The organism is Nocardia sputi (genome assembly GCF_023501985.1).
On the sequence record NZ_JAMFLC010000001.1, the window covers coordinates 297,727 to 319,286 of the forward strand.

The 21,560-nt window shown below is 68.4% G+C and carries 24 protein-coding genes; 9 read left to right on the plus strand and 15 right to left on the minus strand.

The window, feature by feature from the left end; translation table 11 throughout:
• Positions 1–105 precede the first annotated feature (105 nt).
• Entirely contained in the window at positions 106–1,107 is a 1,002-nt protein-coding gene (locus M8859_RS01525; protein WP_195070457.1) for a hypothetical protein, read from the plus strand.
• Positions 1,108–1,315: 208 nt separating this feature from the next.
• On the opposite strand, the gene M8859_RS01530 is transcribed toward M8859_RS01525, so the two are convergent.
• The 5 genes from M8859_RS01530 to dxr form a co-directional block, all read right to left on the minus strand.
• Positions 1,316–3,103, minus strand: coding sequence for a penicillin-binding transpeptidase domain-containing protein (locus tag M8859_RS01530; RefSeq protein WP_159919876.1), 1,788 nt, complete (start codon positions 3,101–3,103; stop codon positions 1,316–1,318).
• 66 nt (positions 3,104–3,169) lie between these two features.
• Complete coding sequence (locus M8859_RS01535) at positions 3,170–4,033, minus strand: GNAT family N-acetyltransferase (RefSeq protein WP_159919878.1); 864 nt, start codon at positions 4,031–4,033, stop codon at positions 3,170–3,172.
• Positions 4,034–4,100: 67 nt separating this feature from the next.
• Complete coding sequence (ispG, locus tag M8859_RS01540) at positions 4,101–5,258, minus strand: flavodoxin-dependent (E)-4-hydroxy-3-methylbut-2-enyl-diphosphate synthase (protein ID WP_159919880.1); 1,158 nt, start codon at positions 5,256–5,258, stop codon at positions 4,101–4,103.
• Positions 5,259–5,389: 131 nt separating this feature from the next.
• Complete coding sequence (locus tag M8859_RS01545; protein ID WP_195070456.1) at positions 5,390–6,589, minus strand: M50 family metallopeptidase; 1,200 nt, start codon at positions 6,587–6,589, stop codon at positions 5,390–5,392.
• Positions 6,590–6,755: 166 nt separating this feature from the next.
• The gene (dxr, locus tag M8859_RS01550; RefSeq protein ID WP_195070455.1) at positions 6,756–7,895 is read right to left on the minus strand and encodes a 1-deoxy-D-xylulose-5-phosphate reductoisomerase; all 1,140 of its coding nucleotides are present in this window, start codon (positions 7,893–7,895) and stop codon (positions 6,756–6,758) included.
• 146 nt (positions 7,896–8,041) lie between these two features.
• Here dxr and M8859_RS01555 point away from each other — a divergent pair, with 146 nt between their 5' ends.
• Complete coding sequence (locus M8859_RS01555; protein WP_159919886.1) at positions 8,042–8,311, plus strand: DUF2631 domain-containing protein; 270 nt, start codon at positions 8,042–8,044, stop codon at positions 8,309–8,311.
• Positions 8,312–8,413: 102 nt separating this feature from the next.
• Positions 8,414–8,728: a hypothetical protein gene (locus M8859_RS01560; RefSeq protein WP_159919888.1), complete on the plus strand. Its 315-nt coding sequence runs from the start codon at positions 8,414–8,416 to the stop codon at positions 8,726–8,728.
• Positions 8,729–8,791: 63 nt separating this feature from the next.
• On the opposite strand, the gene M8859_RS01565 is transcribed toward M8859_RS01560, so the two are convergent.
• Positions 8,792–9,712: a LysR family transcriptional regulator gene (locus M8859_RS01565; RefSeq protein WP_249643628.1), complete on the minus strand. Its 921-nt coding sequence runs from the start codon at positions 9,710–9,712 to the stop codon at positions 8,792–8,794.
• A 126-nt stretch (positions 9,713–9,838) separates the two neighbouring features.
• Between M8859_RS01565 and M8859_RS01570 the strand changes: the two genes are divergently transcribed.
• Positions 9,839–10,252 carry a DUF5997 family protein gene (locus M8859_RS01570; RefSeq protein ID WP_195070453.1) on the plus strand — a complete coding sequence of 138 codons (414 nt, stop codon included), beginning with the start codon at positions 9,839–9,841 and terminating at the stop codon, positions 10,250–10,252.
• 6 nt (positions 10,253–10,258) lie between these two features.
• On the opposite strand, the gene rlmN is transcribed toward M8859_RS01570, so the two are convergent.
• On the minus strand, positions 10,259–11,368 hold the full coding sequence (gene rlmN, locus M8859_RS01575) for a dual-specificity RNA methyltransferase RlmN (protein WP_159919892.1): 1,110 nt from the start codon (positions 11,366–11,368) through the stop codon (positions 10,259–10,261).
• 124 nt (positions 11,369–11,492) lie between these two features.
• Here rlmN and M8859_RS01580 point away from each other — a divergent pair, with 124 nt between their 5' ends.
• Entirely contained in the window at positions 11,493–11,837 is a 345-nt protein-coding gene (locus tag M8859_RS01580) for a LapA family protein (RefSeq protein ID WP_159919894.1), read from the plus strand.
• Positions 11,838–11,846: 9 nt separating this feature from the next.
• Here M8859_RS01580 and M8859_RS01585 read toward each other — a convergent pair whose 3' ends face one another.
• From M8859_RS01585 to rpsB, 5 genes are all read right to left on the minus strand, one after another.
• Positions 11,847–12,857 carry a phosphatidate cytidylyltransferase gene (locus M8859_RS01585; protein WP_201295130.1) on the minus strand — a complete coding sequence of 337 codons (1,011 nt, stop codon included), beginning with the start codon at positions 12,855–12,857 and terminating at the stop codon, positions 11,847–11,849.
• Positions 12,858–12,965: 108 nt separating this feature from the next.
• Entirely contained in the window at positions 12,966–13,523 is a 558-nt protein-coding gene (gene frr / locus M8859_RS01590) for a ribosome recycling factor (protein ID WP_040868343.1), read from the minus strand.
• Between the two features lie 50 nt (positions 13,524–13,573).
• Complete coding sequence (gene pyrH / locus M8859_RS01595; RefSeq protein WP_040780648.1) at positions 13,574–14,302, minus strand: UMP kinase; 729 nt, start codon at positions 14,300–14,302, stop codon at positions 13,574–13,576.
• 194 nt (positions 14,303–14,496) lie between these two features.
• Positions 14,497–15,321, minus strand: a complete 825-nt coding sequence (gene tsf / locus M8859_RS01600) for a translation elongation factor Ts (RefSeq protein WP_159919896.1) — start codon at positions 15,319–15,321, stop codon at positions 14,497–14,499.
• A gap of 96 nt (positions 15,322–15,417) precedes the next feature.
• Complete coding sequence (rpsB, locus tag M8859_RS01605) at positions 15,418–16,230, minus strand: 30S ribosomal protein S2 (protein ID WP_159919898.1); 813 nt, start codon at positions 16,228–16,230, stop codon at positions 15,418–15,420.
• A gap of 381 nt (positions 16,231–16,611) precedes the next feature.
• Between rpsB and M8859_RS01610 the strand changes: the two genes are divergently transcribed.
• The 4 genes from M8859_RS01610 (at position 16,612) to M8859_RS01625 (ending at position 18,778) form a co-directional block, all read left to right on the plus strand.
• A complete protein-coding gene (locus M8859_RS01610) occupies positions 16,612–16,893 on the plus strand; it encodes a hypothetical protein (protein WP_195070452.1) in 282 nt (93 codons plus the stop codon).
• The gene (locus M8859_RS01615) at positions 16,890–17,423 is read left to right on the plus strand and encodes a M23 family metallopeptidase (protein ID WP_195070451.1); all 534 of its coding nucleotides are present in this window, start codon (positions 16,890–16,892) and stop codon (positions 17,421–17,423) included. The genes M8859_RS01610 and M8859_RS01615 overlap by 4 nt, the downstream gene beginning before the upstream one ends.
• A 180-nt stretch (positions 17,424–17,603) precedes the next feature.
• Positions 17,604–18,116 carry a DUF1990 domain-containing protein gene (locus M8859_RS01620; protein ID WP_249643629.1) on the plus strand — a complete coding sequence of 171 codons (513 nt, stop codon included), beginning with the start codon at positions 17,604–17,606 and terminating at the stop codon, positions 18,114–18,116.
• A 176-nt stretch (positions 18,117–18,292) separates the two neighbouring features.
• Positions 18,293–18,778: a hypothetical protein gene (locus M8859_RS01625; RefSeq protein ID WP_159919906.1), complete on the plus strand. Its 486-nt coding sequence runs from the start codon at positions 18,293–18,295 to the stop codon at positions 18,776–18,778.
• Between the two features lie 87 nt (positions 18,779–18,865).
• Here M8859_RS01625 and M8859_RS01630 read toward each other — a convergent pair whose 3' ends face one another.
• Genes M8859_RS01630 through M8859_RS01640 form a run of 3 tightly spaced genes read right to left on the minus strand, consistent with a single transcriptional unit; the run spans position 18,866 to position 21,482 of the window.
• Positions 18,866–20,767, minus strand: a complete 1,902-nt coding sequence (locus tag M8859_RS01630) for an alkyl/aryl-sulfatase (RefSeq protein ID WP_159919908.1) — start codon at positions 20,765–20,767, stop codon at positions 18,866–18,868.
• On the minus strand, positions 20,764–21,120 hold the full coding sequence (locus M8859_RS01635; RefSeq protein WP_159919910.1) for a DUF202 domain-containing protein: 357 nt from the start codon (positions 21,118–21,120) through the stop codon (positions 20,764–20,766). The genes M8859_RS01630 and M8859_RS01635 overlap by 4 nt, the downstream gene beginning before the upstream one ends.
• Positions 21,117–21,482 (minus strand): YidH family protein, encoded by a 366-nt coding sequence (locus M8859_RS01640; RefSeq protein ID WP_195070450.1) that lies wholly within the window; start codon positions 21,480–21,482, stop codon positions 21,117–21,119. The genes M8859_RS01635 and M8859_RS01640 overlap by 4 nt, the downstream gene beginning before the upstream one ends.
• Between the last annotated feature and the right edge of the window lie 78 nt (positions 21,483–21,560).

Sequence of the window (21,560 nt, forward strand, 5' to 3'; positions counted from 1 at the left end):
GGGCCGTCGGCAGGCTTTTGCCGACGGCCCAGTTTCGTTGCGGTGAGCCAATACAAGAGAGCCTCCGTCATCGTCGACAGAGGCTGCAGGGGTAAGGGGGTTTCGTTGGCGACCGTACTGAAGATGCTGCTAGCGGAGCGGCATCTGAAAAGTCATCCGGATTTCCTTGCCGCGTACGACAGATGCGCGGCGCAGCTGGACCCGCCCATTCCCCCAGGGCATGGGCCGGCGAAAGCGCAGTACTACCAGTGGCTGTCGGGCCGTATGGTCGGGCTTCCTCGCGACTATCACTGCCGGGTGCTCGAGAAGATGTTTCCCGGCTGGACTGTTGAAGGACTGTTTCAAATGGCCAACTCGACACCGGAAGGCACGCGGTCACTCGGGTCGGGTCCTACCGGCACCGACATCCGGCTCGAGGCATTCCTCGGGGTGGAGACCAGCACCAGGGGCACAACTCTGGTGTATCCGTCGTTCGAGCTGTCCAGGTCGTCCGTGGAAGTACTGCGGGCGGCGGGGATCTCCCGTCGGCGAGTTTTCGGGAAGCAGGAGGGTGCTTTCCCGGAGCGTCCCGTCGACATTCCCTCCGTGCTGTCGGAGAACGATTTTCGCGGGCTGCTGTATGTGTTCTCCTTGCTGCAGCGCTACACCAACATCCGCGCCGAGGTTCGCAGCGACCGCTACATGGTCACCCATCACGATCGCCCGTACATCAGTTTCGGGTTGAGCGGCAACGACTGCACACAGTTGTATCCGCGAATCGTCGAGCACCCGCTGTTCACCATCCGGGACAGCGGCGACGACTCGGTGCACCTGGAGCTCAGTGACGGAAGCCGGTACGACTCGGGCGACGACCGCAACCTCGGCGTCATCGCGCGAGTGCGGCCGTGCCCGGATCAGCATCCCGATCGGTACTGGATCTATTGCGGGGGTTTGGGGCCGCGCGGCACCGCAGGAGCGGGCTGGTATCTCGCCAACTCGTGGTTACCCCTCCAGCACCGTGTCGGTGACAGCGAGTTCGTTGCGGTCATCGGCGTCGACGAGTACTCCGACCGGACGACCAGTTTGGAACATCTGCTGATCGCGTCGTCCGAGCGGGATCGACGGTAGGCCGCCGTCGGCCCGGACAGTCGCCATGACCACTGTCCGGGCCGGTGCGGATGCCTCGGCTCCCGTGCCTGCGCACGTATCGGGCCGGGCCTGACGAAGGAGGACTCCGTGAACTATCGGTCGACACTTGTTCGGGTGGCCCGGCTTCCCCGGCCACGAGACCGTGAACTCCGGTTCTGGGTCGTCCCCGTGTGGGAGCGAAGGCGCATCAGTACCCGGCGGGCAAGGCTGCCAGCATGTCCCGTGTCACCGCGACGGCATTGTCGGAGCTACCGCCTTTGACCAGCAGCGTGGCGAACGCGATGTCGCCGCGGAAGCCCACGAACCAGGAGTGCGAGCCGCCGTCGACTTCGGCCTCGCCGGTCTTGCCGTATACCTCGCCCTGATCGGCGATCCGTTCCGCCGTGCCGCCGACGACCACCTGGCGCATCATCGCGCGCAACCCCGCGACGACGTCGGGGGCGAGAGCCGGACGGTCGCCATCGATCCGGGTGGGCCGTCCCGCGATCAGGTAGGGCACGGGCGCCGAGCCGTGTGCGATGGTCGCGGCCATGAGCGCCATGCCGAACGGGCTGACCACCACTTTGCCCTGGCCGAGGCCGTCCTCGGTGCGCTGGATCAGGTCGTCGGCCGACGGCACCGAGCCGGAGGTCGTCGGCAGCCCCACTATCGAATAGGCGGGCCCGACACCGAGCTTCGCGGCGGCCTCGTGCAGAGCGGGACCGGGCAGCTCACTGGCGAGCTTGGCGAACGAGGTGTTGCAGGAGCGCTCGTAGGCCGTGGACATCGGCACGTTGCCGACGGTGAACAAGTTGTAGTTGGGAATGGTCCGCTCACCGATGACGATGCGGCTCGGGCACGGCAGCACCGTATCCGGGGTCGCGAGACCGTTCGACATGGCCGCGGCCGCGGTCACCGTCTTGAACACCGAGCCGGGCGGGTACTGGCCGATCGTCGCGATAGGCCCCTCCCGAGCGGCCGCCTTGTTCTGCGCGACCGCCAGGATCGCGCCGGTGGACGGGCGCAGCACCACCATCATGGCCTGCTCGGTACGCGGCTGCACGGCGCGCTGGGCGGCATTCTGCACGTGGCGGTCGACGCTGAGCGAGAACGACGGCGCGGGCTGCGAAGGTACCTCCATCAGCACATCGGTGTCGGCGCCGTTGGCGTTCATGGTGACCACGCTCCACCCCGCCTTGCCGTCCACCTCCGCGATCACCGTCTTGCGCACCTGGGTGAGCAGGTCGGGCGCGAATTCCCGGTCGGTGGCGACCAGATCCCACTGCTGGGTCAGCGTGACCCCCGGCAGCCCGATGAGATCGGTGGTGACCTGGCCGGATTCGTGTTCGTTGAGCAGGGCGACGGTGTAGGCGCCCGCGGCGGCCTTCGCCGCGTCGAGGATGGACTCCGGCGTCAGCGACTTGTCGAAACGGTGCAACGAGGCCGCCAGCGCGGTGGCCACGGTCGCGGGATCGGGGGCGTCGGCCGCGGCGAACGCCACCCGGGACACTCTGCCGGGCACCATCACGTCGCTGCCGGACTGCTCGTTGACCCGCGCCCGCGGCGGCGGATTGGACCGCAACGCCATGGTCTGGGTGTCACCGAGTTTGGGGTGAATGTTGGACGAGGTCCACCGGACCATCCAGCGTCCGTTGCTCCGGCCCATCTGCAACAGGCCCGAATACTTCCACATCCGGTTCTTGGGCAGCCGCCACTCGTAGGTGTACTCCACGGTCGCGGTGTCCCCGGTTACGCGGGCCGCGCCGGTGCGCGCGGTGAGCTGTTCGGCCTGCAGCTGATCCCAGGCCGAACGCAATGCGCCGCTGGCCTTCTCCGGCAGGTTGGTCAGGTCCGCCGCGGCGCCGACCCGGTGCTCGGCAAAAGCTTTGACGAACGCGTCCGCGGCGGGAACGGGTCCTTGCGGCTCGCTCGCGCACGCGGCGGCGGCCACCGTGAGGGCCGCGACGGTGAGCGAGAAGAGCATCCGAGTCGACATCGGCACCGATCGTAATGGTCACTGACGGGCAAACGCCTGCGGCACTCCGGAATTCGCCGGGCGTGCTCAGTCGACCAGGACGGTGGCGAAGGTCGCGATCTGCCGGAACCCGACCCGGCAGTAGGCGCGGCGGGCGATCGCGTTGAAGTCGTTCACGTACAGGCTCGCGGTGCGGCCGGAGGCCACCACGGCGTTCGCGACCGCCGCGGTGCCCGCGGTGCCACGCCCCTTCCCACGGTGATCGGGATGCACCCAGACCCCCTGGATCTGGCCCGTGCGCCTGGACAGCGACCCGACCTCGGCCTTGAAGACCACTTCCCCGTCCTCGAAACGGGCCCAGGCGCGGCCGGATTCGATCAAGCTCTGGATGCGGCGGCGATAGCCGCGACCGCCGTCGCCCGCGCGCGGATCGACGCCCACCTCCTCGATGAACATGGCGATCGCCGCCGAGAGGTATCGGTCGAGTTCGTCCTGACGTACGCGGCGAACCTCTTGGTCGGGCGTGGCCAGCGGCGGCTGGGCCAGCGCCAGCAGCGGCTGTTCCCCGCGCAGTTCCCGTTCCGGGCCCCAATGTCCGGCCAGCATCTCCCACAGCGGCAACGCCAGCTCTCTGCGCCCGACCACCGAGGAACAGATCCGCGGCCAGCGGATCGCCCGGTCGGCGAACGCGCGCAGTGCGTCTCGGTCGCCGAGCAGCGGCACCAGATTCGCACCCGAGAAACACAGTGACTCCGCGGGGCCGCCCCGGCTCCAGAGCTCGCCCTGACCACACCGGGTGTCCAGGCCGAACTCCTGCAACCGGGCGGCGACCATGCACGAAGCCACCGGATCGGCATCCAGCACACGCAGCACCTGAGCAAGGTCTCGATTAGCGAGCTGCCGCGCAGGGGCATATTTGGCCCGTCGCGCCGGCTCCAGCAGACTCCGCACGGTGACAGCCTGCCACGAACCGGCGCGATGCGGTATGGCTATGCCGAAAGCGCTGGTGAGCGGCTGCTCAGCTGACAGTGACGACGGGTTCGCCCGCGCCGGCGTCCGCACCCATCTCCTCGGCGATGCGCAGCGCCTCTTCGATGAGCGTCTCGACGATCTGCGCTTCGGGAACGGTTTTGATGACCTCGCCCTTGACGAAGATCTGGCCCTTGCCGTTGCCGGAAGCCACGCCCAGATCCGCTTCGCGCGCCTCGCCGGGCCCGTTCACGACGCAGCCCATGACGGCCACCCGCAGCGGCACCGCCATACCCTCCAGACCGGCGCTCACCTGATTGGCCAAGGTGTACACATCCACCTGCGCACGACCGCAGGAGGGGCACGACACGATCTCCAGCTTGCGCGGGCGCAGGTTCAGCGACTGCAGGATCTGCCCGCCGACCTTGACCTCCTCGGCGGGCGGCGCCGAGAGCGAAACGCGGATCGTGTCGCCGATGCCCTCCGAAAGCAGCGCGCCGAACGCGACGGCGGATTTGATCGTGCCCTGGAAGGCCGGGCCCGCCTCCGTGACGCCGAGGTGCAGCGGGTAGTCGCACTGCGCGGCCAGCTGGCGGTAGGCCTCCACCATGATCACCGGGTCGTTGTGCTTGACCGAGATCTTGATGTCGCCGAACCCGTGTTCCTCGAACAGGCTCGCCTCCCACAGCGCCGACTCCACCAGCGCCTCCGGCGTGGCCTTGCCGTACTTCTCCATCATTCGCTTGTCCAGCGAACCGGCGTTCACGCCGATGCGGATCGGGATGCCCGCCGCGCCCGCGGCCTTGGCGACCTCCGCGACCCGGCCGTCGAACTCTTTGATGTTGCCGGGGTTGACCCGTACCGCCGCGCAGCCCGCGTCGATGGCCGCGAAGATGTAGCGGGGCTGGAAGTGGATGTCGGCGATCACCGGAATCTGCGATTTCCGCGCGATCGTGGCCAGCGCGTCCGCGTCCTCCTGACGCGGGCAGGCCACCCGCACGATGTCGCACCCCGACGCGGTCAGCTCCGCGATCTGCTGCAGGGTGGCGTTCACGTCGTGCGTCTTGGTCGTGGTCATGGACTGCACCGAGATCGGGTGAGCGCTGCCCACCCCGACATTGCCCACCATCAGCTGGCGGGTCTTACGCCGGGGAGCGAGCACCGCCGCGGGAGCGGTCGGCATCCCCAATCCGATTGTGCTGGTCACCTTCGGCTGCCTACTTTCATCGTGTCCGGCCGGTTCGCTGCCGAGTCTAGCCGTGGCAGACGACGCCCACCTTGTGACAGCAATGACAAGGCCTCCCCCGGCCGACCGCGCCGACCGCTCGGCAGCCCCGGTCAGAACAACTTGATCGGGTTCACGATGTCGGCGGCCAGCGTCAACAGCATGTAGGCGCCGCCGATCACCACGACCACATAGGTCGCGGGCAGCAATTTCAGGTAGTTCACCGGGGCGCCGGGCGCGAGACCCTTCCAGCCGCGGATGGTGTTGCGGACCTTCTCGTAGAGCACCACCGCGATGTGCCCTCCGTCCAGCGGCAGCAACGGCAGCAGGTTGAAGACGCCGAGGAAGAAGTTCAGGCTGGCCAGCACGAGGATGAACAAGTTCCACAGGCCGCGTTCGGCGGTCTCGCCACCGATCTTGCTGGCGCCGTAGACGCTGACGGGAGTCTCCGGATCCCGCTCACCGCCGGTGACCGCGTCCCACAGCGAGGACACTTTGGCGGGCATCTGGGTCAGCGAGTCGACCGTGCGCACGAACATGTCACCGGTGAAGGCGCCTGCGGCGGGCACGGCTGCCAGCAGGCCGTACTGCACCGGCTCGTAGCGGTCCGGCGCCACGCCGACGGCTGACACTTCGCGGCCCGCGCCACCGCCCTCGGGGTAGCGGACGACCCGCTCGGGGGTGACCGGAATGCTGAGGGTGCGGCCATCCCGCTCGACGACGTAGGTGAAGGGGCCGGTCTGCTTCTGGGTTTCGGACTGGAACTCCCGCCAGGTATCCACCTCGACGCCGTTGACCTGTTTGACAATGTCACCGCGCTGCAATCCGGCGCGCTGCGCCGGGCCCGTGCCGGTGCACGGCTCGGTGGAGCCGTCGGCGTTCTGCTGCGCGACGCAGCTCATGGTGCCGAGCGCGGTGGCGGGCGGCTCTTTCAGGTTCGGCAACCCCCAGCCGACCGCGAGCACCACGATCAGGATGAAGCCGAGGACGAAGTTCATCGCGATGCCGCCGGACATGACCAGCAGCCGCTTCCAGGTGGCCTGGCGGTACATGGCGCGGTCGAGTTCTTCGGGGCGCAGTTCGTCCAGCGCCGTCATGCCCGCGATGTCACAGAAACCACCGAGCGGAAGCGCCTTCAAGCCGTACTCGGTCTCACCGCGGCGGAACGAGAAGATCTTCGGCCCGAATCCGATGAAATACCGCCGCACCTTCATGCCGGTCGCCTGGGCAGTCCACATGTGCCCACATTCGTGCAGCGCGATCGACACCGTGATGCCCAGCGCGAACAGCACGAATCCCAACGCGAACACCATTTGCTCTACAGCCCTCCTGCGTTTGCGCAGCTCGAATATCCCGCACGCACGCGTCCGCTCCTGGCCGCGAGCACTCTGATCACCCTAACCGGACAGAGACCTGCCCTGTGTCTTCAGTGTGCCAGGACGCCGTCGTTGCGCGCGTCCGATCCGTCATCGAGCGGTCTCAGCCGCCTACCCGAGCGGCGGCGAACTCCCGCGCCCAGGCGTCCGCGGCGAGAACCTCCTCGAGCGAATCCGGCTCGGTGCGCCACCGGTCGGCCGCCTCGACCGCGGCGGCCACCGTGCCGACGATCCGCGGGAAGCGGATGGCGCCGTCGAGGAAGGCCTGCACCGCGACTTCGTTCGCGGCGTTGTAGACCGCGGTGACGCTGCCCCCGGCCTGCCCGGCCGCGCGGGCCAGCTCGACCGCCGGGAAGACCTCGTTGTCGACCGGTTCGAACGTCCAGGTGGACGCGGCGCCGAAATCGCAGGCCGCGGCGGCGCCGGGCACCCGGTCCGGCCAGCCGAGCGCCAAGGCGATCGGCAGCTTCATGTCCGGCGGACTGGCCTGGGCGAGCGTGGAACCGTCGGTGAAGGTGACCATCGAATGCACGATCGATTGCGGGTGCACGGTGACGTCGATGCGGTCGTAGGGCACCCCGAACAGCAGGTGGGTCTCGATCAGCTCCAGTCCCTTGTTCACCAACGAAGCCGAGTTCAGGGTGTTCATCAAGCCCATCGACCACGTGGGATGCGCCTTGGCCTCGGCGGGCTCGACCGACTCCAGCATTTCGGCGGTCCACCCGCGGAACGGGCCGCCGGATGCGGTCAGCACGAGCCGGTCGACCTCGTCGGCGCGACCGCCGCGCAGGCACTGCGCCAGCGCGGAATGCTCCGAGTCGACCGGGACGATCTGCCCGGGAGCAGCGGCCCTTGTCACCAGAGAACCACCCGCGACCAGCGATTCCTTGTTGGCCAGGGCGAGGCGGGTGCCCGACTGGAGGGTGGCCAGGGTCGGCTCCAGCCCGAGCGAGCCGACCAGCGCGTTGAGCACGACGTCCGCCTCGGTGCGGCGCACCAGCTCGGTCACCGCCCCAGGACCACCCAACGGCAGATCCAACCGCTGGGCCGCCGCCGGGTCGGCGACTGCGACATTGCTGGTGCCCGTGGCGGCCATCTGGGCGGCGAGCAGCTCGGTGTTGCCGCCGCGCGCGGCGAGTCCGACCACCTCGAAGCGGTCGGGATTGGCGGCGATCACCTCGAGCGCTTGGGTGCCAATGGATCCGGTGCTGCCCAGCAGCAGGACTCTCACGATGTCGGACACGACTTCATTGTGTCCTACCCGCCGCACCGTGTTCGACGGGCGCGGGCCGACTTACAACGACGCACCGTCGTATGCCACGATATGCGGCAGTAGCTCATCGAGTGCGTACCGGAATCGCGGTACGAAGGAACAGCTAAGGAGCGATCGTGGCCGCCACGGAACTCGAACACGCCGACACCGAGCGCGGCATCGTCACTCGCGTGGACCCCGCCGAAGTTCCCTCCGCGGCCTGGGGTTGGAGCGGCGAGTCGCGGCGCACCTTCCGGGTCGCCGGCTGGATCGTCGCGCTGATCCTGCTGGCCATGCTGGTCGGCAACCACAGCGGCCAGGTCGAGAACCTCTTCCTCGTCGGCTTCGCCGCCCTGATCGTGGGCATCCTGATCCGCGACTCGTTGTTGCAGCGCAAGCCGCGCTAGTCACTACCGCGTAGCCGCGCCCCGGTACCGTGTGCGTCCGAGGTCCGCGTCCCAACCGGGTCGCGGGCCTCGATTTCTATTCACCCGAACCTTTAGGACGCAATGATCAAGACCTGTTCCGCCGCCCTGCTCGTCGCGAGCGCCTTCGGCTCGCTGCTGTTGCTGCCCGCGGCGCCCGCGTACGCCCAGTCGGCGGCGTGCGGCGCGGCCATCGACGCGATCAACGCCGCCATCGACCAGTCGGGCGGGAATCTGGACTCGACCGTGCAGCAATCCCTGGCCGCCGAGCTGTCGGCGATCCCGGCCGAAGGTGCGGAGAAGGACGCCATCGCCGCCTACGCCCACGCCCTCACCGACGACGAGGTCACGAATCTGAACCCGGCGACCGACGAACTGAACCGGGTCTGCAACGGCTGATCGCCGGGCGGTGCGGACCGGCCGGGGTTCGCACCGCCGCCAGTCCTGGGCGGCACGAAGCGGCTAGCGCCCGCGCCGCCGGGCGGGCTTGTTCTTGGCGGGAGCCGGACGACCGCCTGTCTTCTTGGCCGAAGGCTTCTTCCGCGGCTCGTTCGTGTCGGCCCGGGCCGGGGCGCGTGAGCTGCGCTCGGAGCGGCCGCGCACGACGCCGATGAAATCCTCGACCGCCTCGGTGGTGTGATCAGCGGGCCAGGCCAGCGCGATTTCCGTGTCGGAGACACCGAGCATCGTGCGGTAGACGAGGTCGCGGCGATGGTGCAGACGAGCCAGCGAGTGGGGCACGATCGCCGCCCCACCGGCCGCGGCGACGAGTTCCAACACGCCGGCCACCGCGTCGACGTCCGACGTGTCCTGCAGATGCTCATCGGCCAGGTCGTCCATGCGTACGTCGTCGAACACCGAGAGCGGGTGTTCCTTCTGCACCACCACGACGGGGACCTCGCGATAGAGCGGGATCGCGCTCATGCCTTCGCGGTCGATCGGCAGCCGGACGAAGCAGAGGTCGACGCGTCCCTCGCGCAAGGCCGCCTCCTGCTCCGCTTGCGGCAGCGCGATCACCTCGAGCGGTGTGCCCGGATACCGCTCAGCCCAGATCCGGGTCCATTTGGTAACGGTGACCCCGGGCACGAAACCCACACGCAGGACAGCCGGAGCCTCCGCCTGCTGCCGCACCGCCGATTCGGCCCGCGCGATGATCTCATCCGCCTGCTCCAGCAACTCCCGTCCCTCGTCGGTGAGCCGGGTCGGTTGCGCGCCGGGCACGAAAAGCTTCGTGCCGAGTTCGTTCTCCAGGTCGATGACGGTATGGCTCAGCTTCTGCCGCGAGATGTGCAGCGCCTTCGCCGCGCGCGCGAAGTGCAACTCTTGCGCGACCGCGACGAACCAGCGCAGGCGCACCACATCTATCGACTCCAACCGGCTCATTCGTGGAAGCGTATGCCAATGGCCGATGGGAACCGCCCGCGCCGCCGAGTAGCGGCTGCCCGCCTCCGCGTTGCGCGAGTCGGACTGCGGACGAATCCGTCCGGCGGCGCCCGTTAGGCTGTATCGGTGAGCCCGGACAATAAAACGCAGACGATGAAGCCGCTGACGGCGGCGAACAAACTCGGCATCTACCTTCCGGCCGCGCCCGAGGAGTTCCGCACCGCACCGATCTCGCGCGCCCAGCTCGACGCGCTGCGCGACGATCCCCCTGCCTGGCTCACCGAACTGCGGCGCAACGGCCCGTTCCCGCGCGACGTGGTGGCCCGCAAGCTCGGCGTCTCCAACACCGGCTTGACCCGCGCCGAGGTCTCCGATCACCTCACCGCCGACGAGATCGACGCCCTGCTCGCCGACCCGCCGGAATGGCTCGTGCGCGAGCGCGAGAATTACGCCGCGGTCCGCGCGGAGAACGCGCGCATCAAGGCGAAGGAAGCCGAACGTCGCGCCGCCACCAACCGCCCGGCGAAGAACCGCGGCTAGCGCGTTTCAGTTCTCCGCGGCCAGTTGTCCGCAGGCGGCCGCGATTTCCTGACCGCGGGTGTCGCGGACCGTGCACGGCACCCCCTGCGCGTTCACGCGCCGGACGAACTCCTGCTCGACCGGCTTGGGGCTGGCGTCCCACTTGGAGCCAGGGGTGGGGTTGAGCGGGATGACGTTGACGTGCACGCGGGAGCCGAGCGCCCTGTGCAGTTTCTCGCCGAGCATGTCCGCGCGCCATGGGTGGTCGTTGATGTCGCGGATCAGCGCGTACTCGACCGAGACGCGACGGCCGGTCGTGTCGGCGTAGTAGCGGGCCGCGTCGAGCACCTCGGCGACCGGCCAGCGATTGTTGACCGGGACCAGGGTGTCGCGCAGTTCGTCGTCGGGCGTGTGCAGCGAGACCGCGAGCGTGACCGACAGGCCCTCGTCGGCCAGCTTGCGGATGGCGGGAGCCAGCCCCACGGTCGAGACGACGACATTGCGCTGCGAGATGCCCAAGCCGTCCGGTGCGGGCGAAGTGATCCGGCGGACCGCGGCGACCACACGCTTGTAGTTGGCCAGCGGCTCGCCCATGCCCATGAAGACGATGTTGGACAACCTGCCCGGACCGCCCGCCACTTCCCCGTCCCGCAACGCGGCGGCCGCGGCACGCACCTGGTCGACGATCTCGGCGGTGGACAGGTTGCGGTTCAGCCCGCCCTGGCCGGTGGCGCAGAACGGGCACGCCATGCCGCAGCCGGCTTGGCTGGAGATGCACAGGGTCGCACGGTCCGGGTAGCGCATGAGGACGCTTTCCAGCAGCGTGCCGTCTCCAGCGCGCCACAATGTCTTCCGGGTCTCGCCGTCGTCACACGCGACGTGCTTGACAACGCTCAGCAGCGGAGGGAACAACGCCTCGCCGATCTTCTCCCGCACCCCGGCGGGCAGATCGGTCATCCGTGCCGGGTCGGCCTGCAACCGCGCGTAGTACTGCCGGGCGATCTGATCGGCGCGGAACTTGGGCAGGCCCAGTTCCTCGACGGCCGCGCGCCTGCCCTCGGCATCGAGGTCGGCGAGATGGCGCGGCGGCATGCCGCGGCGCGGAGCGTCGAAAACCAGGGGCAGGGAGACGGTCATAATCGCTCCATTCTCCCATCCGTGCGAACCGGTCGCACACTCGACCGCGTCCGAGCAGCCCGACATGCCGAGCCGCATGCGGGAAATGCCCGCGTCCGCGACAGCGGTCGGCCATGATCGAGACATGGCCACCCACTCCGAATACCCGCACGAACCGGATCCGGATCTCTCGCGTGGCGGGCGCGCTCCACAACCGGACGCTCAGATCACGCCGACACCGACGAAGTCCCTGTCGTCGCGTACCGGTTACACCTGGACCGGGCTCGTCACCGGCGTCCTGATCCTGGTTCTGTTGCTGATCTTCATCCTGCAGAACCTGGAGCAGATTCAAGTGCGCTTCTTCTTCTGGGACTTCTCGCTGCCGCTCGGCGTCACCGTGCTGCTGTCGATGATCGGCGGCGCGCTCGTCATGGCCTCCGTGGGCGGCGCCCGCATCCTGCAGTTGCGCCGCGCCGCCAAGAAAGGCTGACGCGCCGGATCACAGCAGCGTCGACAGCACCAGCCAGGAGACGAACGCCGAAGGCAGCATCGAGTCGAGACGGTCCATGATGCCGCCGTGGCCCGGCAAGAGCGTGCCCATGTCCTTGATGCCGAGTTCGCGCTTGATCTGCGACTCGATCAGATCCCCGCAGGTGGCCACCAGCACCAGGCCGACGCCGAGGACGACGCCGATCATCGAGTTGGCCTCCAGCAGCAGCGTCACCGTGAGCAGACCACCGATCACGCTGAACACCAGGGAGCCGCAGAAGCCCTCCCACGACTTCTTCGGGCTGATCGAAGGCACCATCGGATGTTTGCCGAACAGCACGCCTGCGACGTAACCGCCGACATCCGAGCAGACCACCAGGATCATGAACGTCAGCACTCGCAGGTTGCCGTCCGGCTCGAGCAGCAGCAGCGTGGCGAACGAGGCGAGCAGCGGAATCCAGGCCAGCGTGAACACCGTGATGGCGGTGTCACGCAGGAAGTTTCGCGGCGCGGTCTGCAAACCGTGGTCGAACAGCCGCCACACCATGCAGATCAAGGTGGTGGCGGCGAACGCGCCCGCGACACCGCTGGCGCCGTAGGGCCAGCCGAGCCAGAACACCGCCTGGCCGCCGACGATCAGCGGAACCCGCGGGACGAGCACGTCGGCTTCACGCAGGCGCTTGGCGACCTCCCAGGTCGCCACGCCCACACCGGCCGCCGCGACGCCGATGAACAGTTTCGGCACGAACAGCAGGATGGCGATCAGCGAAAGACCCAGACCGAAGCCGACGGTCAGCGCGGCGGGCAGATTACGACCCGCGCGCGAACCACTCGACGGCGCGGCGGTGCGGGCGGCCGCGGCATCCGACCCCGACGCCGCGGCGGAGCCTAACGGTTCATGACCGGACGCAGCAGCATCGTGCGACTGCTCGTGCATCGCATCGGCTGTCCCGTTCACCGGCGGCTCCTCTGCCGCACCGGCCGCGGCGGCGTTCTCGGCCACGATTGTCCCGTCGCTCAACTCGTCGTTCCGTTCGTCCCCCGCCCGGGCGGGCCTCCGCTGGGTTCCGGCGGCACTCGCGGTGACCGGGCCTCCTCCGGGCCCGTCACTCCTGCCGACCGATCCGCGTCAGACCTCGAGCAGTTCGGCTTCCTTGTGCTTGACCAGTTCGTCGACCTGGCCGACATACTTGGCGGTGGTCTTGTCGAGCTCCTTCTCGGCGCGCCCGACCTCGTCCTCCCCCGCCTCGCCATCTTTCTGGATGCGCGACAGTTCGTCCATCGCCTTGCGACGGACATTGCGGATGGCGACCTTGGCGTCCTCGCCCTTGCCCCTTGCCTGCTTGGCGAGTTCGCGGCGGCGCTCCTCGGTCAGCTGCGGCACCGAGATCCGGATGATGTCACCGTTGTTGGTGGGGTTGACGCCCAGATCCGAGTTGCGGATCGCGGTCTCGATCGCCCCGAGCTGGCCCGCCTCGTAGGGCTTGATCACGACCATGCGCGGCTCCGGCACCGTGATGCTGGACATCTGGGTGATCGGGGTCGGCGATCCGTAGTAGTCGACGACGACCCGGGAGAACATCCCCGGATTCGCCCGACCGGTACGAATGGTTCCGAGATCGTCCTTCGCCACCGAGACGGCCTTTTCCATCTTCTCCTCGGCGTCGAAGAGCGCTTCTTCAATCACGACCGTTTCCTCCACAGCGTCGTCATGTCACGATCCGCGGTCAGCGGGTATCAGGACCTAACCAGTGTGCCGATCTTCTCACCGGCGACCGCGCGGGCGATATTGCCCTTGGTCAACAAATTGAACACCAAAATCGGCATCTGGTTGTCCATGCACAAGCTGAATGCGGTCGCGTCGGCGACCTTGAGGTCGCGCTCGATGACCTCTTTGTGGGTGATCTCGGAGTACATGGTCGCGGTCTCGTCGACGCGCGGGTCGGCGGTGAACACTCCGTCGACCGCCTTGGCCATCAACACCACGTCCGCGCCGATCTCCAGCGCGCGCTGCGCCGCCGTGGTGTCGGTGGAGAAGTACGGCATGCCCATGCCGGCTCCGAAGATGACCACGCGGCCCTTCTCCAGGTGCCGCTTGGCGCGCAGCGGAAGGTAGGGCTCGGCGACCTGGCCCATGGTGATCGCGGTCTGCACCCGGGTGTCCACGCCCTGCTGTTGCAGGAAATCTTGCAGGGCAAGGCTGTTCATCACGGTGCCGAGCATGCCCATGTAGTCCGAGCGCGCGCGTTCCATGCCGCGCTCCTCGAGCTCGGCGCCGCGGAAGAAGTTTCCGCCGCCGATCACCACGGCCACCTGGACGCCGGTGGCGACCACCTCGGCGATCTGTTCGGCGACCGTCTGCACCACATCCGGGTCCAGCCCGACCTTGCCTCCGCCGAACATCTCCCCACCGAGTTTCAGCAGCACCCGGCGATATCCTGGGCGATCGGTCCCCGGGTCCGTCATGGGTCTCCAGTCTCCTTCGGCGGTGGATTGTCGATTTGCGGCGATTCGGCGCGCACGGCGGGAGCCCGTGGCGTGGAGCTAGGCAGAGCGGCATCCATCCTGCCTTACTCGGTTCCGGCGGCAGCAGAAGACCCCCCGTCAACCGGCGTTCGTTCGGTCGGCGGGGGGCCTGCTCGCTGGGGGTGCGGCGGGACTTAGTTCGCGCCGACCTCGAAGCGGGCGAAGCGGGTGACGGTGACACCGGCCTCGTCGAGCAGCTTCTTGACGGTCTTCTTCGAATCGGTGACCGACGGCTGCTCCAGCAGCACGACGTCCTTGAAGAAGCCGTTGACCCGGCCCTCGGTGATCTTCGGCAGCGCGGCCTCGGGCTTGCCCTCCTCGCGAGCGGTCTGCTCGGCGATGCGGCGCTCGTTCTCCACGATGTCGGCCGGGACCTCGTCGCGGGTCACGTACTTGGCCTTGAGCGCGGCGACCTGCATGGCGGCGGCGCGGGCGGCCTCGGCCGCGGCATCGCCCTCACCGGTGTACTCGACCAGCACGCCGACGGCGGGCGGCAGGTCCGAGGCACGCTTGTGCAGGTAGGTGGCGACCGGGCCGTTCAGCGAGATGACGCGGCGCAGTTCGAGCTTCTCACCGATCTTCGCGGCGAGCGCCTGCACGGCCTCCTCGACGGTCCTGCCGCCGAGGTCCAGCGCCTTCAGCGACTCCAGGTCGCCCGGCTTGGCGGCCGCCGCCGCGGCGACGACCTGCTCGGCCAGCTGCTGGAACTCCGCGTTCTTCGCGACGAAGTCGGTCTCGGAGTTGATCTCGACCATGACGCCGTCTTTGGCGGCGACCAGGCCTTCGGCGGTGGTCCGCTCGGCACGCTTGCCGACGTCCTTCGCGCCCTTGATGCGCAGCAGTTCGACGGCCTTGTCGAAGTCACCGTCGGTCTCGGCCAGCGCGTTCTTGCAGTCCATCATGCCGGAGCCGGTCAGCTCCCGGAGCCGCTTCACATCGGCAGCGGTGTAGTTCGCCATCCTCGGCGAGCCTCCTTCGGAGAAGTGTGGGTGTTGGCAGCGGCGATCACGATGGCACTCGCTCGTGATCGCCGCCGAAACAGCGGATGAAGAGTCTCAGGCCTCGGCCGAGCTCTCGGCGGCCTCGGCACCGGGCGCGGCCTGCGCGAGCAGCTCCTGCTCCCACTCGGCCAGCGGCTCACCCGCGCCCGCCTCCGGCTTCTCGTCGCCCGCGGACGCGCCGGCGCGCGCCTGCACGCCCTCGGCCACCGCGGAGGCGACCACCTTGGTCAGCAGGGCGGCGGAGCGGATCGCGTCGTCGTTACCCGGGATCGGGTAGTCGACCAGGTCGGGGTCGCAGTTGGTGTCCAGGATCGCGATGACCGGGATGTTCAGCTTGCGCGCCTCGCCGACGGCGATGTGCTCCTTGTTGGTGTCGACGACCCAGATGGCCGAAGGCACCTTCTGCATGTCGCGGATACCGCCGAGGGTGCGCTCGAGCTTGTTCATCTCACGCGTCAGCATGAGGATTTCCTTCTTGGTGCGACCCTCGAAACCACCGGTCTGCTCCATGGCCTCGAGCTCCTTGAGGCGCTGCAGGCGCTTGTGCACGGTGGAGAAGTTGGTGAGCATGCCGCCGAGCCAGCGCTGGTTGACGTACGGCATCCCGACGCGAGTCGCCTCGGCCGCGATCGACTCCTGGGCCTGCTTCTTGGTGCCGACGAAGAGGACGGTGCCGCCGTGGGCGACGGTCTCCTTGACGAACTCGTAGGCCTTGTCGATGTAGGTCAGCGTCTGCTGCAGGTCGATGATGTAGATGCCGTTGCGGTCGGTGAAGATGAACCGCTTCATCTTCGGGTTCCAGCGCCGGGTCTGGTGTCCGAAGTGTGCGCCGCTGTCGAGCAGCTGCTTCATGGTTACGACAGCCATAGCTCCCGTATCTCTCTTTCATTTGCCGGTTGACGCAGCGAATCGGCGATCCGCTGCCCTGGCGCCGCCGAATCGTCGGACCCGGCCGGGAAGGCGGGGACCAGCCGGCGATTCACTGTCCCGAACACGCTGCCGCGAACCCGGAAATCTCGGGCTCGATTCGGACAGCGCCGCTAGGAACAAGCACGGGTGGCGCGCGAAGTCGGTCCATGCAGGCACAGACCGCTCGATCAGTTTACGGCCTCGCCGCACGCAGACCTAAATCGATCCGAGCGGAACCCTTTGACCAGGCGGAACGGAGGCTTTCCACAGGCAAGCGAGTTATCCCCATTCCGGGGATCCGGCCGTCGGCCGCGGTTCGACCACGGGAGGGTGGAGGACATGAAACCGATTTCCACCGTGACGACCTTCCTGGTTCCACTGTTGTTCGTGCTCGGCGTCGTCGTCACGCCGCCGGCCGGGGCCGAGGCGCCCGCGCCGGAACCCGCGCTCGGGGCGTGCGCGGGTTCGGTCTGCCCGCCGTCGCTCTCCGATCTGCTGCGGCGCGCGCCTCGCCCGTTCCGGCAATCCGGCCGCGACGCCGGTGGGCACGACCGACTCGAGACGACTTCCGCCGAGCCGGCATCGCGACCGGAGACGGACTTCCCGGTACGGCGGGAATGACATCGCCGCACGGCAGGCGGCTGGGCCGGTGGCTTGCTCCGCTGCTCGGAATCGCCGTCGCCGCGGTCGCCGCCACGGAGCCGATGGCGACGGCCGCACCCGGCCGGTTCGGGTGGCCGCTACAACCGCGCCCCGCGGTGCTACAGCGCTTCGACAAGTCGGCGCAGAACTGGCTGCCGGGGCATCGGGGGGTCGATCTGGCCGGCAGCGAGGGGCAGGCCGTGCTCGCCGCGGGGGAAGGGATCGTCGTGTTCGCGGGGACGGTGGCCGACAAGCCGGTCGTGTCCATCGCCCACCCCGGCGGGCTGCGCACGACCTACGAGCCGGTTCGCGCCGAGGTTCCCGTCGGCAGGCGCGTCGGCCGGGGCACCCCGATCGGCGCGCTGGAGGCCGGGCATCCCGGATGCGCGACGCCGTGCCTGCACTGGGGCGCACGCGCCGAGGGCGATAGCCGACGCAGCCGTGAGTATCTGGACCCCCTGGGGCTCCTGTACCTCGCTCCCCTGCGGCTCAAACCTGTGCGTCCCTGAACCGGGCGCCTGGATTCGTTGCTTCTTCGCGCACTCAGGGGCGGGTGGCGCGCCGCTGGCGGTGCCAGGTGCGATGCGGCTGTGGACACGGGCCCATGGCGTCGCGGAAGCCCCCTCCACGAATCGGCGTGTCGGTGGGGAGAGCTGGCGGTACCGGGTGGGCGGGGTGAAGATCAGAGCATGGAGGATGGGCTGTCAGCGTTCACGTATTCCGAGGTCGGCGCGACCCGAGGGCCGCTGCCGGAGGGATATCACGGGTTGCGGCTGCGGCGGCGCATCGGGCGCGGACGAGCACTGTTCGAGCACGCGGGTGCGGAGATCCGCGCCTATCGGGTGCAGAAGGGCACCGGGATCTTTCGATCCGCCGACACCCCGACCGCCGAGCCCGGCACCACCATCACAGTGCGCCTGGGATTCGGTCCGTTCGGGATCGTCGCGCCGTGCCGGGTGGTGTACGTCCTCGACGAACCCGACAGGCGAGGCTTCGCGTACGGGACCTTGCCCGGACACCCCGCGTCCGGCGAGGAACTGTTCGCCGTCGAGTACGACGCCGCAGACGACGCGGTGTACGGACTGATCGTCGCGTTCTCCCGCCCCGCCACCTGGTACACCCGCCTCGGCGGACCCGCGGTCCGGCTGATCCAGCGCTTCGTCGCGAGCAGGTACCTGGCAGCCTTACCGAAGTCTGTTTGAGTGAGACGTCTCCGTCCGGCGCGGCGGAGACCTACAGCAGTTCGGTCAGGACCCGAGCCTCGGCATGCAAGGCCTCGCCACACACGGCTGGGCATGTGGCCGCGGCGTCTGAAATCGCTTCTATCAGAACTTCCGACTGTCCATCGATCGACCAAGAGGCGCGCGATACTTTTCCGGTGACCGCCGAACCCGAGATGGCCGGGGAGCCCTCGAATCTTCCGGTAGATCCAGCGTCGCCCGTCTACGACGAGATGCTTGACGCCCGTGTCGAGATCCAGGAGATCATCGAATCTTCACGGCTGATGGGCCTCGATTCCATGTCGTTCGATCAGTTGATGACCTACATCACGGCCAAGCGCGAATACCAGGCATCCGCGTATTCGGACACCGAAGCCGTCGACCGCGCCCGGCGCGACCACGAGTTGCAGGCGGAGTCGAGGCGCACCGAACTGGCGAAGGAAGAGGCGGAAGCGAGGAACAAGATCCTCGAATCGCGCTACCGCGCTGGACTGGCCACGGCGCTCGTGGCAGGTACGGTCGCCGGAGTCATGTTCGGCATTGTCAAAGGTGTACCGGCGCAGGAGCTGACGCAATATCTGGCGCCGGTATCCGGCCTTGCCGGGATCGTCGTCGGCTACTTCTTCGGGCGGGAGTCGAGATGAGATGCTCGCAGGCTCTCGTATCGGCGACCGGGCCGACACCGGCGCCCGCCCGAGGACCGGCCGCCTGTGGCGTGACCGGCCGGACGCCTACGGTGTGACGATCGCGAAATCGGGATCCGGGGCGTCGAAGATGTGCACCAGTTCGGCGAGCTTGGTGACATCTCCCTCGATGACGATATCGCCGGCGGCAGCCGCGACGCCGAAGTCGTCGCCGGCCAGCAACACCCGGATCAGGGTGGTTTTGGCCAGCGTGAATGTGGCGTCCGGTTCGGGTAGCCGCATGCCGGGGGCGACATCGAAGTGGGTGAGGCGACCGTTGCGCAGTTCGAGCCGGTGCGGGCGGTCCTGGTCGGTGAGGATCCAATCCGTGACGAGCCGATGGTCCCACGCCTTGGGACCGTCGACGCGCAGCGCCAGGGCGTCGAAGATCTGGTCGATACTCAGCGCCGCGACCATGGTCGGCGATTCGGGCTTGGCCGGCGTGCCGAACGAACCGTAGCGCAGCTCGTAGGCTCCGCTGAGATAGAAATTGCGCCAGGTCGCGTTCTCCGCACCATAGGCGAGTTGCTCGAAGGTACTGGCCTGCAACGCTTTCGCTGCATCGTTGTCCGGGTCGGCGAAGATGACGTAATCGAGCACCTGCGCCACCCAGCGATAGTCCCCGGCCTCGTAGGAAGCCCGGGCCTTGCGCAGCACCTCCTCCGCACCGCCCATGAATTCCACGTGCCGCCGGGCCGATTCGACCGGCGGGTGCTCCCAGAGGTGCGCCGGGTTGCCGTCGAACCAGCCCATGTAGCGCTGATAGATGGCCTTCACGTTGTGATTGACCGAACCGTAGTATCCGCGCGCATGCCAGGCCTCGGCGACCGCGGGCGGAAGCGTGATCAGTTCGGCGATCTCCGCGCCCACGTACCCCTGGTTCAGTAGACGGACGGTCTGGTCGTGCAGGTACCCGTACAGGTCCCGTTGCAGTGCGAGGAACTCCACCAGGCGCTCGGTGCCCCAGGTCGGCCAATGGTGCGAGGCGAAGACGACGTCGGAGTCCCGGGCGAACAGGTTGATCGCCTCGGTCAGGTATTTCGCCCAGACGTGGGCGTCGCGCACCACCGCACCGCGCAGTGTGAGCACATTGTGCAGAGTGTGGGTCGCGTTCTCGGCCATACACAGCGCGCGGCGGTCGGGAAAGTAGAAGTTCATTTCCGCGGGTGCCTCGGTGCCGGGCGTGAGCTGAAAGACCATTCGTATCCCGTCGATGGTCTCCTCCTGACCGGTCGCGGTGATGTCGACGGTCGGGGGGATCAGTGTGACGGTGCCGACCGACGTGGTCTGGCCGAGCCCGGAGCCCACCGCGCCGAGCGGACCGCGCGGCAGCACCGCGCCGTACATGTACCCCGCACGGCGCGCCATCGCCGTGCCCGCGTAAACGTTCTCCGCGACCGCGTGCTCCAAGAAACCGGCGGGCGCCAGCACCGGACAGCGCCCCTGCTCGACCGCCTCCGCTGTGACGACTCCGTGCGCACCGCCGAAGTGGTCGACGTGCGAATGCGTGTAGATCAACCCGGTCACCGGGCGATCGCCACGATGGGCGCGGTAGAGCGCGAGACCCGCCGCCGCGGTCTCGGCCGAGATCAGCGGATCGATGACGACGACGCCGGTTGCGCCTTCGACGAGCGTCATGTTGGACAGGTCGAGCCCGCGGATCTGGTAGATGCCGTCGGTGACCTCGAACAACCCCTGCCGCACGAGCAGGCCGGACTGCCGCCAGAGGCTCGGATGCACCGACGCGGGGCAGGGTTCCCGCAGGAACGCGTAGGAGTCGTTGTCCCACACGACGGTTCCGTCTTCGGAGGCGACCACGCCGGGTGTCAGCGCGGCGATGAATCCGCGCTCGGCGTCGGCCGGATCGGTCGTGTCGGCGAAGGGCAGTGCGGCGGCCGCACGCTGGTGCTCCGCGACGATGAAATCGCTCGGCTCGCTCGCTGTGCTCATTGTCGTCCTCCTGTCGTCTCGGACCTTGCTGAGCCGCCACCCTGCTCGGGTAGCGGTTCGAGGGAGCCGGCCGCCGCCGCGGTCACCGCGACCACGACCACCGCCGCGGCCGTCGCGGCGACAATGCGACCGCCATGGGCGTAGCGACCCCGGCGAAGACCGTGGTTGCGCAGGTAGCAGGCCCCGGCCAGCGCCGCCATCGCGAGCGCGGCCGCGACGGGCGCGAACGCGGAGGCACGCCACCCGCTGCCGAGGGCCTGATGCACGAACAGCGTGCCGACGACCATCGCCGCCACGGCGGTGCGCCGCCACGCCAGTGCGGTGCGTTCGGCGGACAGATGGGGCGCGCTCACCGCAGCAGCACCGCCACCGCCGCCAGCACCGAGACGACCGCGATGCCCGCCGACAGGATCGGCACCAGCACCGTGTCCGGCAGCGGTTCACCGCGCCGCATGGCCACGCCGACGCGCCGCCAGTGCGCGTACGCGCCGACCGCGACGACCGCCGCCAAGACCAGGCAACTCAGCGCGATCACGCGCCGCAGTCCCGCGATTCGGAACGACTGGACCAGGGTGTGCACCGCGACACCACCGGCCAGCAACCCCAAGGAGGTCCGCATCCACGCGAGGAAGGTGCGCTCGTTCGCGAGGGTGAAGCGGTAGTCGAGTTCCTCTTCACCGTCTTCCGATTCGGCTTCGGGATTCGGCAGCGTCACGCCGCCTCGGCTCGGATAGGAAGAACCCGGGTGCGCGACCGCGTGCGACCGGCCCACTCGCGCCGAAGCGCACGGCGC

Excerpts from the sequence above, each read along its gene's own strand:
- M8859_RS01545 (WP_195070456.1), bottom strand. The coding sequence starts at position 6,589 with ATGGTGTTCGCGTTGGGATTCGTGCTGTTCGCGCTGGGCATCACGGTG.
- M8859_RS01560 (WP_159919888.1), top strand. The coding sequence starts at position 8,414 with ATGATCAAGACCTGTTCCGCCGCCCTGCTCGTCGCGAGCGCCTTCGGC.
- M8859_RS01580 (WP_159919894.1), top strand. The coding sequence starts at position 11,493 with ATGGCCACCCACTCCGAATACCCGCACGAACCGGATCCGGATCTCTCG.
- M8859_RS01530 (WP_159919876.1), bottom strand. The coding sequence starts at position 3,103 with ATGTCGACTCGGATGCTCTTCTCGCTCACCGTCGCGGCCCTCACGGTG.
- tsf (WP_159919896.1), bottom strand. The coding sequence starts at position 15,321 with ATGGCGAACTACACCGCTGCCGATGTGAAGCGGCTCCGGGAGCTGACC.
- M8859_RS01620 (WP_249643629.1), top strand. The coding sequence starts at position 17,604 with ATGGAGGATGGGCTGTCAGCGTTCACGTATTCCGAGGTCGGCGCGACC.
- M8859_RS01610 (WP_195070452.1), top strand. The coding sequence starts at position 16,612 with ATGAAACCGATTTCCACCGTGACGACCTTCCTGGTTCCACTGTTGTTC.
- M8859_RS01565 (WP_249643628.1), bottom strand. The coding sequence starts at position 9,712 with ATGAGCCGGTTGGAGTCGATAGATGTGGTGCGCCTGCGCTGGTTCGTC.
- rlmN (WP_159919892.1), bottom strand. The coding sequence starts at position 11,368 with ATGACCGTCTCCCTGCCCCTGGTTTTCGACGCTCCGCGCCGCGGCATG.
- rpsB (WP_159919898.1), bottom strand. The coding sequence starts at position 16,230 with ATGGCTGTCGTAACCATGAAGCAGCTGCTCGACAGCGGCGCACACTTC.
- pyrH (WP_040780648.1), bottom strand. The coding sequence starts at position 14,302 with ATGACGGACCCGGGGACCGATCGCCCAGGATATCGCCGGGTGCTGCTG.
- M8859_RS01630 (WP_159919908.1), bottom strand. The coding sequence starts at position 20,767 with ATGAGCACAGCGAGCGAGCCGAGCGATTTCATCGTCGCGGAGCACCAG.
- M8859_RS01615 (WP_195070451.1), top strand. The coding sequence starts at position 16,890 with ATGACATCGCCGCACGGCAGGCGGCTGGGCCGGTGGCTTGCTCCGCTG.